Annotated in this window: 7 protein-coding genes and 3 pseudogenes; 6 read left to right on the plus strand and 4 right to left on the minus strand. The window is 76.9% G+C overall.

The features are described 5' to 3' along the window. Window positions 1–128 precede the first annotated feature (128 nt). Window positions 129–1,721 (minus strand): alpha/beta hydrolase, encoded by a 1,593-nt coding sequence (locus BJP40_RS17545; protein ID WP_071281181.1) that lies wholly within the window; start codon window positions 1,719–1,721, stop codon window positions 129–131. Window positions 1,722–1,944: 223 nt separating this feature from the next. Next, window positions 1,945–2,250, minus strand: a pseudogene (locus BJP40_RS17550) (radical SAM protein); the annotation flags it as partial. A 1-nt stretch (window position 2,251) separates the two neighbouring features. Between BJP40_RS17550 and BJP40_RS36345 the strand changes: the two are divergent. Next, a pseudogene (locus BJP40_RS36345) lies at window positions 2,252–2,458 on the plus strand (transposase); the annotation flags it as partial. Window positions 2,459–2,589: 131 nt separating this feature from the next. On the opposite strand, the pseudogene BJP40_RS17555 reads toward BJP40_RS36345, so the two are convergent. Continuing rightward, window positions 2,590–2,811: pseudogene (locus BJP40_RS17555) on the minus strand (radical SAM protein); the annotation flags it as partial. A 164-nt stretch (window positions 2,812–2,975) separates the two neighbouring features. On the opposite strand from BJP40_RS17555, the gene BJP40_RS17560 reads away from it, so the two are divergent. The 4 genes from BJP40_RS17560 (at window position 2,976) to BJP40_RS17575 (ending at window position 10,356) form a co-directional block, all read left to right on the plus strand. Beyond that, window positions 2,976–3,431, plus strand: coding sequence for an SRPBCC family protein (locus BJP40_RS17560; protein ID WP_071281184.1), 456 nt, complete (start codon window positions 2,976–2,978; stop codon window positions 3,429–3,431). Between the two features lie 277 nt (window positions 3,432–3,708). Next, window positions 3,709–6,873 carry an MFS transporter gene (locus BJP40_RS17565; RefSeq protein ID WP_071281185.1) on the plus strand — a complete coding sequence of 1,055 codons (3,165 nt, stop codon included), beginning with the start codon at window positions 3,709–3,711 and terminating at the stop codon, window positions 6,871–6,873. Window positions 6,874–7,001: 128 nt separating this feature from the next. Next, window positions 7,002–9,572 carry a SpoIIE family protein phosphatase gene (locus BJP40_RS17570; protein WP_071281186.1) on the plus strand — a complete coding sequence of 857 codons (2,571 nt, stop codon included), beginning with the start codon at window positions 7,002–7,004 and terminating at the stop codon, window positions 9,570–9,572. 31 nt (window positions 9,573–9,603) lie between these two features. Beyond that, the gene (locus BJP40_RS17575; RefSeq protein ID WP_071281187.1) at window positions 9,604–10,356 is read left to right on the plus strand and encodes a class I SAM-dependent methyltransferase; all 753 of its coding nucleotides are present in this window, start codon (window positions 9,604–9,606) and stop codon (window positions 10,354–10,356) included. Between the two features lie 139 nt (window positions 10,357–10,495). On the opposite strand, the gene BJP40_RS17580 is transcribed toward BJP40_RS17575, so the two are convergent. Next, entirely contained in the window at window positions 10,496–11,053 is a 558-nt protein-coding gene (locus tag BJP40_RS17580) for a hemerythrin domain-containing protein (RefSeq protein WP_071281188.1), read from the minus strand. Between the two features lie 111 nt (window positions 11,054–11,164). On the opposite strand from BJP40_RS17580, the gene BJP40_RS17585 reads away from it, so the two are divergent. After that, entirely contained in the window at window positions 11,165–11,725 is a 561-nt protein-coding gene (locus BJP40_RS17585; RefSeq protein WP_071281189.1) for a hypothetical protein, read from the plus strand. Window positions 11,726–12,168: the final 443 nt, after the last annotated feature.

Genomic DNA, 12,168 nt, shown 5'->3' on the forward strand with positions numbered 1-12,168 from the left:
CGCGAGGTGGCGGAGGAGACCGGCTACACCACGGAGGTCACGGCGCTCCTCGGCGTGGCGGGGCGAGGCGGGGCCGGGAGCCGCGGGCCCCGGGGCCTCCGTGCGGCCCGCCGGCCCGCCGCGCGGGGTCAGAAGCGGGCGAACAGCGGGGTGACGCCGCGGCCGGGACCGGCTGCGGCGCCGGGCGCCCGCGGGGCCTCGGCGGAGCGGGACTCCGCCTCGGGCCGCGGGTCCGGACGGGCCGCGCACACCGCGTCGGCCTCCGACCCCTCCGCGGCCCGCGGGAGTTCCCCGCTCTCCAGGTACCGGACCAGGTGCCGGTCCACGCAGGCGTTGCCGCGCAGGGTGACGCCGTGGTTGCCGCCGCCCTGCTCCACCACGAGCCGCGACCCGGCCATCAGCCGGTGCAGGGCGACCGCTCCCTCGTACGGCGTGGCCGCGTCCTCCGTCGCCTGGACCAGCAGCACGGGCGGCACGGCGTCGTTGGTCACGTCGACCGGGGTGCGCGAGGCCACCGGCCAGAACGCGCACGGCGCGTTGTACCAGGCGTTGTTCCAGGTGGAGAACGGCGCCTTCGCGTGCGTCGCCCAGGTGTCCCGGTGCCAGGTGCCCCACGCCCTGGGCCAGCGGGCGTCGCGGCACTCCACGGCCGTGTACACCGAGTAGCCGTTGCCGATGGCCTCGTCCGGTCCCGCCACGGCCTCGTACGCCGCGACCAGCGGGGCCGCGTCCGCGTCGTTCGCGTACGCGGAGAAGGCCGCGGCCAGGAGGGGCCAGAATCCGTTGTGGTAGCCGCCCGGCAGGTAGGTGTCCTCCAGCTCGGCGGCGCCGACCTTGCCGCCGGCCGGCTCCTCCCGCAGCTCCTCCCGCATCGCGTACCAGCGGGCCTCCACCGCCGCCGGGTCCGTGCCGAGCCCGTAGACGGCGTCGTGCCGGGCCACCCAGGCAGCGAACGCCCGGTGACGGGCGTCGAACGCGTGGTCCTGCGCCAGGTTCGCGTCGTACCAGACGCCGCCGGGGTGGACGACCGAGTCCAGGACGGCCCGCCGCACCCGGTGCGGGAACAGCTTCGCGTAGACGGCGCCGAGGTAGGTGCCGTACGAGTAGCCGAGGTAGGTGATGCGGGGGGCGCCGAGGGCGGCGCGGATCGCGTCCATGTCCCGTGCGGCGCTGACGGTGTCGACGTGCGGCAGCATCGCCCCGTGCCGGTCGCCGCACGCCCGGGCGAAGGCGGCGGCCCGGGCCGTGCCCTTCCGCTCCTCCGCCGCGTCCCGCGGCACCGACGCGTGCCGCACCGGCGCGAAGTGGCCGGGCAGGCAGTCCAGCGCGGGCCGGCTGCGGCCCACTCCGCGCGGGTCGAACCCGATCACGTCGTACTGCGCGGCCAGCCCCGGTGGCAGCGTCGCCGCCACGTAGCCGGCCAGCGTGCGGCCGCTCGCCCCGGGGCCGCCCGGGTTCACGAGCATCGGCCCCTGCGACGTGGTCGCGGTGTGCGGGATCCGGGAGAGGGCCAGCGTGATCCGCTCGCCGTCCGGGTAGTCGTGGTCGAGCGGCACCGGCACCGAGGCGCACTCCAGCTTGGGGAACTGCTTCGTGCCGCACTTCTCCCAGGCGAGGCGGGGCGGTTCGGCGCCGGGCGGTGCGGCGCTCGTCGGGGCCGCGGTGACCGCGCCCGCGACGAGCGCACCCGCGGCGATCAGGACTGCTGCGCGTTTCTGCATCCGGTCAGTGTCGACGCGCCGGACCGCCGATCCCCGGCGGACGGCGCCCGGACGCCAGGAGTTGACCCGAACGGGGGTCGGTCCGGCGCGCCTTCACGACGGTCCGCGGGTGGGCACTGCGCCGGCGCGCGTGACGGCGTCCGGCGGGCCGCCGCAGCCGGCCCGCCGCGGCCCGCCGCGGCCGGTCGCCGGGAGGTGCGCCGCTCCGCGGACCGCCGCGCTGTCACAACAGGCTGAGGTGCGTGCCCTCCTGCGCGGGCGGCGTGGGGACCGGCGGCCGTGCCGGGACACCGTCCCGGCGGGCCTCGCCGCGCCGGGTGGCGGGGCCGATGCCGTGCTCGGCGGCCAGCTCGTGGACCTGACGGGTGACCCTGCGCTGGTACCAGGTGGGAGCGTAGGCCCCGGAGGCGTACAACCGCTCGTAGCGGCCCACCAGTTCGGGATGGTGCCGGTGCAGCCCTGCCATGAACCACTCCCGTGCCCCCGGCCGCAGGTGCAGCACCAGCGGCGTGACGGAGGTGGCGCCGGACTGGCTCGCCGACCACAAGGACCGGGTCGAGCTGCACTTCCTGCCCTCGTACTCACCCGAGCTGAACCCCGACGAGCTGGTCAACGCCGACATCGAACGCAGCCTGCCCCACACCCACCGGGCCAGGAACCAGGCGGAACTCGCCACCGAAACCGGCAGGTTCTTCCACCGTCGACAACGCCAGCCCCACATCGTCACCGGCTACTTCTGGCTGGCCCCACCCGAGAGCGTGAAGTGCGCTTGGCGCCCCCATACGGCCCCGTCCGGCGACGGCGAGCAACACAGTCGGGCGGGGCTTTCTCGTGGTCATCGGATCCGTTGCGAGACGCTGCACTACGGGCAGGCGTGGGAGCAGCCGCGGTACGGGTTGACGGTCCACTCGAACGGCATGCGTGAGGCGCCGGGCACGCGGTTCAGGACCGAGCGGGAGCGCACCTCGTGGAAGGTGATTCCTCGGAACTCGGGCGTGTCGAAGGTGCGGGTCCGCACAGCGGCCGTGCCGAACAGCGCGGCGTCACCGGACGGGGCGGGGGAGTCGTCCGCCAGGTTGTCCCACCGCATGGCGCCCTCCTCGGCGGTCTCGGGAGGCCGCGTCCGTGCCCGTGCCTCGGGGACGCCGCAATAGAACAACTGCTCCCATGATCGCCTCCCGGTGGATTTGGGTCCGCCTCCCCGCAGGTGGTTGGCTGGTGCCCCCTGACGGACGAGTGCTGGAGGACAAGGCAATGGCGCAGGTCGAAGCCACGACGGAGCGGGTCATCGCGGCGGACGCGGAGACGGTGTTCGACGCCCTGGCCGACTACAAGGACACCCGCGCGAAGCTCCTGCCCGCGCACTTCAGCGAGTACGAGGTGCGCCAGGGCGGCGACGGCGAGGGCACCCTCGTCCACTGGAAGCTCCAGGCCACCAGCAAGCGTGTCCGGGACTGCCTGCTGGACGTCACGGAGCCCACGGACGGGCAGCTCGTGGAGCAGGACCGCAACTCCTCCATGGTCACCACCTGGATCGTCACGCCCGCCGGGGAGGGCCGCTCCAAGGCCGTCGTCACCACCGTGTGGAACGGCGCCGGCGGCATCGGCGGCTTCTTCGAGCGCACCTTCGCCCCCAAGGGCCTCGCCCGCATCTACGACGTGCTCCTGGCGAACCTCGCCGCCGAAGTGGAGAACCAGCAGGGGGAGTGACCCCGCTCCAGCCGCCCGCCACCTCCCCCGTACGGGTGGTTCCTCCGCTCGTCCGTCCCGCGTGCCCCGCACGCGGGACGGACGGCGCTCTCCCCGCAGTTCCCCGGCGTACGGCCTGCTGAGCCCGGTCCGGGGCGGGTGGTGCGCCTGCGCCGCGCCCCCGTGCGCCTCCTCGCCCGCCCTGCACCACGTGATCCACGTACGCGCCTGATGCGAAGAATGGCCGCGCGTACGTGGGCGCCGCAGCGCCGCGGAGACGGACGAGGGGAGCAGGCCCGTGGACGGGACGACGCCGGCGAGGGACGACCGGGGGCCCGACCGCCCGCCCGGCGGAACGCACCGGGCGACCGGCGGCTCCGGCGGGCCCCGCGGCGCCTCGGGGCCCCGGGTCCGGGGCGCCGCTCCGGCACGCCCCGGGCCCGCCGCCCCCCGGTCGGCGCCCGGCCACGGGCGCGTCCGCGTCGCCCTCGCCGTCACCGGCCTCGCCCTCGGGCTGCTCCTCGCCGCCCTCCAGCAACTCGCCCCGGCCGCCGCTCTCCCGGCCCTCGCCGCCGACCTGCCGGGACACACGGGCCACCCCGGGCACACCTCCTGGGCCGTCACCGCCTACCTCCTCACCGCGACGGCCTCCCTGCCCCTGCACGGCAAGCTCGGTGACCTCCACGGCCGCAAGGGCATGATCCTGCTGGCCCTCGCCCTGTTCACCGCAGGCACCGCCCTGTCCGGCTGGGCCCGCTCACTCGACGAACTCGTCGCCTTCCGCGCCGTCCAAGGGCTCGGTGCCGGCGGGCGGCGGACGGGCGTCCAGGCACTCGCCGCCGAAGCCACCCCGGCCCGCAGCCGGGCCCGCCTCATGGGCCTGATCGCCGCCGTGTACGCCACCGGCTCCGCCGCCGGCCCGCTCCTCGGCGGCCACCTCGCCGCCGTCGCCTCCTGGCGCTGGAGCTTCCACCTCACCGTCCCCCTCGCCCTCACCGCCCTGGTCCTGGTCGCCGCCGCCCTCGCCACCCGGCCCGCGGACGGTCAGGCAGCCCGGCGGGCCCGCCCCGACATCCTCGGCGCGCTGCTGCTCACCACCGCCACCAGCTGCACCGTCCTCCTCCTCGCCTGGGGCGGCAGCCAGTACGCGTGGTCGTCCCGCCCGGTCCTGGGCCTGGCCTGCGGCGCCGTCGGCACCGCCCTGCTCCACCTCGTCGTCGCCCACCGGGCGCCCGAGCCGGTCGTGCCGCTGCGCCTCCTGCGGGACCCCACCCTCCTCGTCTCCGGTCTCGTCGCCGCGGCCCTCGGTGCCGCCCTGACCGGCGCCGCCGTCTTCCTGCCCGCCTTCCTCCAGCATGCCGCCGGCCCGGGGACCGGCGCCCTGCGCACGGCGCTGCTGCTCCTGCCGTTCCTGGCCGCGCTGGGCACCGCCTGCCTGGTCGCCGGACACCTCGTCGCCCGCACCGGCCGTCCCAGCGCGTACGCGGTGACCGGCGGGGCCGTCGCCGTCGTCGCCATGTGGTTGCTGACCCAGCTGCGCCCCGACACGCCGCGGCTCGACCACAGCGTCTGGCAGGCCCTCCTCGGCATCGGTGTCGGGCTGGCGCTGCCCGCCCTCTCCGTGGCCGTGCAGCAGGCCGCCCCGGCCGCCGACCTCGGCGCGGCCACCGGTGCCCACGTCCTCTTCCGGCAGCTCGGCGCCTGCGCGGGCGCCACCCTGTCGGCCACCCTCGTCACCGGACGGCACGACCGGTCCGGCGCCCTCCGGGAGGGTGCCGCCGCCTATACCCGGGTGTACGCCGAGGCCGCGCCGCGCGCCCTGCTGCACCTGCTGCCGGTGCTGATCGCCGGACTGCTCCTCGCCTTCTTCCTGAAGGACAGGCCACCCGGGCCGCGCGGGGCGCAGGGCACCGTGCTCCCGGCGCGGACGATCGGCCGCGTCCCGCCTCCCGGCCCCACCCCCACCCTCGCTTCCCGACACGTTCCGCAGGCCCGACCCGCCCCGTCTGCCGCGGGTGCTTCCGAGGGCCACACCGCCTCCGGCGCCGCGCCCGCCCCCCGGACGTCCGAAGCGCCCGCCGCGGACGCAGCCGGGCCCACCGGCCGGTCCGCGGCAGGCCCCGGGACGGACACGCCCGCCGGGGCGGAGCTCGTGACGGCCCCCCTGAGGCGCCCGGCGTTCCATGCGCCCGCCGGGCCCTGGAGCTCGGCTGCCGCCGGAGCCCCGACGGCACCGGCCACCGGGTGCGGACCCGACCGGGCGACCGGTGCCGCACCGGAGGGCACCGCGGTGAACGGGCCCGCCCGTGCCTCCGTGCCCGTCGGGACGCCCGAGCGGGGAGAGGCGCCCGAGTGGGGAGAGGCCCTCGGATTGCCAGGGGGCACCGGAGCCGAGCCGGCGCCCCCGCGCCCCCCGGCCGCCGAAACAGCACCCTCGCCCCCGCACCGCCTGACGGCCGGGCCCACCCCCTCGTCCTCACGCCCCTCGCCAGCCCGGCACCCGGCCACCGGGTCCGTCCGGGGGCCCTCGCAGACCCCGGCCACGGGGCCCCACGGCGCGCCGCACGTCTCCGGACCCGGGCCGTACGCCGAGCCGGACCCAGCGCCGCCCGGGCGTCCGGCCGCGAGGGCCGAGGCCGTGACGCCGCCGTCAGGGGCCCCGTGTGCCCCGGCCGCCCGGCCGGGCGGCGGGCCGCACTGCGGCGGGGTGCCGCTGTTCGGCACCGTCCGTCACCACGACGGCTCCGGCGTCCCCGGTGCCGCGCTCACGCTCGTCGACGCGGGCGGCGGCCAGGCCGGCCGCACGGCGAGCGGCCCCGGCGGGCGCTACGCCCTCAACGCCCCCGCACCCGGACCGTACGTCCTGATCGCCTCCGCCGACGGGCACCCGCCGCAGGCCCTCACCGTCACCGTCGGCACACCGACATCCGCCGCGTACGACGTCGTGCTGGGCGGCGCGGGCCGCCTCTCCGGCACGGTCGCCACCACCGGCGGCACCCCGGTCCCCGGCGCGACCGTCACCCTCACCGACGGACGCGGCGACGTCGTCGCCTCGACCCGCACCGGGTCCGGCGGCGGGTACGTGCTCACCGACCTCGTGGCCGGCGCGTACACCCTTGTGGCCGGCGCGTCGGCGCTGCGGCCCACCGCCCTCCCCGTGAGCGTGCGCGCCGGCCACGAGACCCGGCAGGACGTCGAACTGGTCGGCGGGGCGATGCTCCGCGGCACCGTGCGCGCCCCCGGCGGCCGGCCCGTGGAGGCGGCCCGCGTGACCCTCCTCGACGCGGCCGGGAACGTCGTCGACACCCTCACCACCGGCCCCGACGGCATCTTCCGCTTCGCGGACCTCGGCGGCGGCGCGTACACCGTCATCGCCTCCGGATACCCGCCGAGCGCCACCGCCCTGCAGGTGGCGGGCGGCGGCCGGACCGAACGCGACATCCACCTCGACCACCGCGACTGAGGACCGGTCAGTTCCGTACACGCCGCCGGGGATTCGCCTGATGGCCCCCGCACGGCGGCCGCGCGGTCGTACGGTGGTGTGCGGACAGCCGTGCCCGACCAGCGCGGCAGGGAAGGAGCCAGCCAGTCATGGACAGCGGCGCACCGGAGCAGCAGCCGGGGTGGTCCCCCGAGGAGGGCCGCGTTCCGCTCGCCGTGGTCGTCGTCGACCGAGACGGCAGGGTGTCGCACTGGTCCACCGGCGCACGCCGGCTCTTCGGCCCCGACCGGAGCGAGGCCGTGGGCCGGCCCGCGGACGAACTGCTGCCCGTCTCCGGCCTGCTCGACGGGGGACCGGGCGACGACCCGTGCGCAGCATGGCGCGCGACCGGCACCTCGGCCGCCCCGGGACCGCACCGCGCGGCGCCCGCGGTGCCGCGCGCCCGTCCGGCCCCCGACCACGTCCCCGGGCCCGACGGCGCACCCGGCCGGGCGGCCGGACGCGCTCAGGGACCGGGCACCGCGTCCGGCCGTAGCCTCGCGCCGGGTTCCGGCGCCTGGTACGGCGGCGCACCGGGGGACGAGCCCTGCCCGGTGTCGGGGCGCGCCCGCCTCCCCGGACCGGGCGGCGACCGCACGGACGTCCTGTGGTGGGCATACCCGCTGGCCGGCCCGGGGACCGGGCGGCTCCTCGTGCTCGCCGCGGACGCCGCCCGCTACGGAGGCGACCTTGAGGTCGCACCCGGCTTCGCCCTCCACACCGAGTTCGACGGCTCCGACGAGCTGGCGGCCCGGCTGCCCGAGATCCTGCCCAGCACGAGCGTCGGCGAGGCCACCCGCATCGTCGACCAGATCCTCGAACAGGGTTATCCGGTACTGGAGTTCAGCCACCGCCACCGCATCCCGGTGACGCCGGACTGGGGAGTCCCCCGGCGCCCCGGCCGCCGCCCGCAGCGCACCACGCCCCTCGGGGAGGGGAGCGCCGCGCAGGCGGCGGCCGCTGCGGAGGCGGCCGGCGACCTGGAGTACGCCGCCGTGCGGGAGCGGCTGGAGTTCCTCAACGAGGTCAGCTCCCGCATCGGTTCCTCCCTGGACCTCGCCCGGACGATCCAGGAGGTCAGCACCGCCGTCGTCCCGCGCTTCACCGACGTCGCCGGCACCTACCTGCGGGAGCAGGTCGTGGCGGGCGAGGGCTTCCCCGAGGGGCCGCCCGACGCCACCACGATGTGGCACCGCGTCGCCGTCGAGCACGTCGACGAGCCGGGCCGCTGGGACGACGTGATCCCCGTCGGGGAGGCCATGCCGTTCCCCGTCCACACGCCGTTCTTCCAGTGCATGACCACCGGTGAGCCCGTCCTCGTCCCCCGGATCAGCGAGCAGGCCGGCACCGCCATCGCCGCCCAGTTCGAGAAGCGGGACATCAGGCCGCTCATCACCGGCCGCTCCATGCTGGTCGTGCCGCTCAAGGCACGCACCGTCGTCCTCGGGTTCATGATCCTGCTGCGCCACCCGGGGCGCGCGCCCTTCGACGACATGGACCGCGTCACCGGTGCCGAACTCGCGGCCAGGGCCGGCCTGGTGCTGGACAACGCCCGCATGTACACCCACCAGGAGAACGTCGCCGAGACCCTCCAGGACTCCATGCTGCCGAAGGTCCCGGCCCGCCTGCCCGGCTGCGACACCGCCACGCGGTACCTGCCTGGCACGCTCCTCGGCCGGGTCGGCGGCGACTGGTTCGACACCGTCAAGCTGTCCGGGGCCCGCACCGCCCTCGTCGTCGGCGACGTCATGGGGCACGGCATCCACTCGGCCGCGATGATGGGTCAGCTGCGCACCGCCGTGCAGACCATGGCCGGCCTCGACGTGCCGCCCGCGCAGCTGCTGCGCAAGCTCGACGACCTCGCCCAGCGGCTCGGCGAGCACTACCTCGCCACCTGTCTGTACGCGGTCTACGACCCGGTGGCCGGCGTACTGGAACTCGCCAACGCCGGCCACGTGCCGCCGGTGCTGGTGCGTGCCGCGGACGGGCGCAGCGAACTGCTCGACCTGCCGCCCGGGGCGCCCGTCGGCGTGGGCGGCGTGCCCTTCGAGGCCGTCCGCGTGCCGGTGGAGCCCGGTGACCGGCTGGTGATGTGCACGGACGGGCTGGTGGAGATGCGCGGCGAGGACATCGGCGTGGGCCTCGCCACGCTGTGCGAGTCCGCGGCCCATCCGGCCGCGTCCATGGACGACGCCTGCGACACCGTCATCCGCGCCCTGGCCCGCCGCGGCGGCCGCAAGGACGACGTGGCGCTGCTGATGGCGCGGCTGAACGGCGTCCCCGCGGACGACGTGGCCCGCTGGCGGCTCGACGCCGAGCCCCGATCGGTCCGGCAGGCCCGCGAACTGGTGCGGGCACAGCTCGCCGAGTGGCGGCTCGACCCGCTCGCGGACACGCTGCAGCTGCTGGTCAGCGAGCTCGTCACCAACGCCCTGCGGCACTCGGGGAGCCGCCGCCCGGTCGACGTGCGGCTGGTGCGGACGGAGTCGCTGATGTGTGAGGTCGCCGACGGCGGCCGCACCCTGCCCGCCCTGCGGGACGCCGGCCCGGACGACGAGGCCGGGCGCGGCCTGCACGTGCTGAACGCCCTGGCGCAGGAGTGGGGCACGGGACGCGCGGGCGACGGCACCGCGGTGTGGTTCGAACTGCCCCTGCCGAGGAAGGGAACGTCAGGAACCTGACAGCAGCCGGACAGCGTGTGGGGAGCACCAGATGAGCCTGACGGACGACAGCCGGAACCGCAGCCGCCACCGGGACGCCTGGGAGGGCTTCTGGCGGGCGGCGCCCACCGGGCCGGGCGCCGTCTTCTGGGACGCCGTCCCCGCCCGTACGGCCGCCCCGCACCTGGACCTCCTCACCCCCCACCTCACCGAGCCCGCGCTGCCGCTGGTCGACCTCGGCTGCGGCAACGGCACGCAGACCCGGTACCTGGCGGGGCGCCTCCCCGGCCCGGTCGTCGGCGTCGACGTGTCGGCCGCCGCCCTGGAGCGGGCGCGTGCCCAGGACCCCGCGGGGACGGCCCGTTACCGGGAGCTGGACGCCACGGACACCGGCGCGGCCACCGACCTGCACCGGGAGCTCGGCGACTGCAACGTCTACATGCGCGGCGTCCTGCACCAGACCGCGGCGCACGACCGGGACGCCCTGGCCGCCACGGTCGCCACGCTGCTCGGGCGCCGGGGCCGCGCCTTCGTCGTGGAGCCGGGCGAGGCCGCGGGACGGGCGATGGGCGCTCTCATGCGGGACCCGGCGGGGCCGCCCGCGAAGCTGCGGCCGGTCGCCGAGCACGGCATAGTGCCGGCCGCGGCGGCCGACGCGGACGTGCCGGAGCACTTCCGGGCCGCCGGGCTCGACGTGCTGGCGTCCGGCGAGGCGCCCCTCGCCACCACGGAGGTCGGGGCGGACGGGTCTCCCCTTGAGCTTCCGTCCCTGTGGCTGGTGGTGGGCAGGGCGGGCCGCGCCTGAGCACAGGTGGGCCCGCGCCTGAGCACGGGTGGGCCCGCGGGGGCGGGGCGGGCCGCGCCCTGCGCAACGGCCCGCCCTGGCGAGGGGGGCGGGGCCCCGGCGTCCTGCCGACGACCCCGCCTCCCCGCGTGCCCGCGGCTCAGCTGCTGCTCTTGCCCCGGCCCGTGATCGCGTCGCGCAGCCGGTCGACGAGGCCGGCGCCCGGAGCGAGAAGCTTGTTGGCCGGCGGCCTGTCCGGCGCCGCCGGGTGCGGCCGCGTGGGGGCCGTCTTCTTGGCGTGGCGCACCTTGTCGCCGAGCTTGTCCAGTTCCTCCTGCGGGCACACCGACCGCAGCTGGGGCAGCAGGTTGTTCTCCTCGTCCTCCCGGATCTCACTCATGAGCTGGGTGATCAGCGCGTCGAACCGGTCGTCCCCGGCCTCGCAGTCCTCCAGGTCCTTCATGACGCGTTCCGCGGAGGCGTGGTCCTCCAGCTCCTTGTCGGCGAGCGCGTCGCCGTTCGGCAGGTGCTTGCGCACCGCCGGGTACAGGTACTCCTCCTCGGCGATGGAGTGCCGTACGAGTTCGATGGTCACCCGGTCCGCGAGCTCCTTGCGACGGTCGTCCCCGTGCGGTAGCTCCTGTATGCGGGTGAACATCTCCTCCACCTCGCGGTGGTCACTGATCAGTTCGGCGATCACGTCTCCGCCGTGGCCCATAGCTTGACTCCTCCGTGGTCGGGGGTAGCTGACTGCTACGTGGCGAATACCACCCAACGGGAGGGATATGCGACATTCCCTCGTGCGGGTGCGGCGGCGTACCGTGCCCGTGTGCATCCGGCTCTGTCCCCTCTGGTCGCCGCCACGACGCGGTGGCTGACCCGCGCGTACCCGTCCGGCGGGGGCGCCCTGCAGCGCGCCCTGGCCGAGGGCCAGGCCCGGCAGGCGGTGACCCTGGCCGCCGCGCTCCGCTACCCGACCGACCTGGACGCCGGTCTCGTCGCGATGACTGGCGCGGGCGGCACCGACCGACTCGACTGGATCACCGGCGCCGACGCCCCCGCGGACACCGACGGTGAGGACCCGCAGGGCGGGCTCCTGCGGGGCGAGGGGCACGAGGAGTACCCGGACGCCTGGCGCACCTGGGTCGACGAGACCGTGGCGAGCTGGGCGGCCTGCCTGCTCGGCGACCCGGAGCTCGCCGCGGCGGCCGTCGCTGCCGTCGGGGGACCGGGCGCCCCCGACGCCCACCGGCGCCTGCTCGCACCCGGCGAGCACGACCGGAGGGCGGCCGTGCTCCTGCGTCACCCCGACCTGCTGGCCCCGGTGGCCGACCTGCACCGCGCCGAACTGCTCGACTTCGTCGCCCCGTCCCCCGACCGCCACGGCTGACCCCCCCGCCGCACCGCCGGCCGCGGCGCTCCCCGCGCTCCCGCGCGGCGGCGGCTCCGGACGGTCCCCGGGCGGTGGCGCGTCCGGCCACCGGGCCCGGTACGTCCCCGCCCCGGCACGGGGGCGGCCATGCCCGAACGGTGGTGCAGCACCTCGTCCGGCACCCTGACCACCGAGCTCACGCCGACCGTCGGAGGCGGAGCGGTCGGGGCGCGGAAGCGGTCCGGTGGGCCGCGAACCCGGCGCAGGGGCGGCGGTCCGCCCGCGGGTGCGCCACGCCACCGACCGGTGTCGCGGCGTACGCCCGCTCCGGGACGAGGGCGCGACACGCGCACGGCGTGCCCCCTGTCCCTTGGTACGGCTCCGGTGAGCCGCCTCGCCCTCGATCGGCGCCGGTGCGGGCCGAATCCGGTCGGAGCGAGGGGATCGTACTGCGGCGGACC

Origin of the sequence: Streptomyces sp. CC53, assembly GCF_001865245.1 — a bacterium.
Classification (GTDB): Bacteria; Actinomycetota; Actinomycetes; order Streptomycetales; family Streptomycetaceae; genus Streptomyces.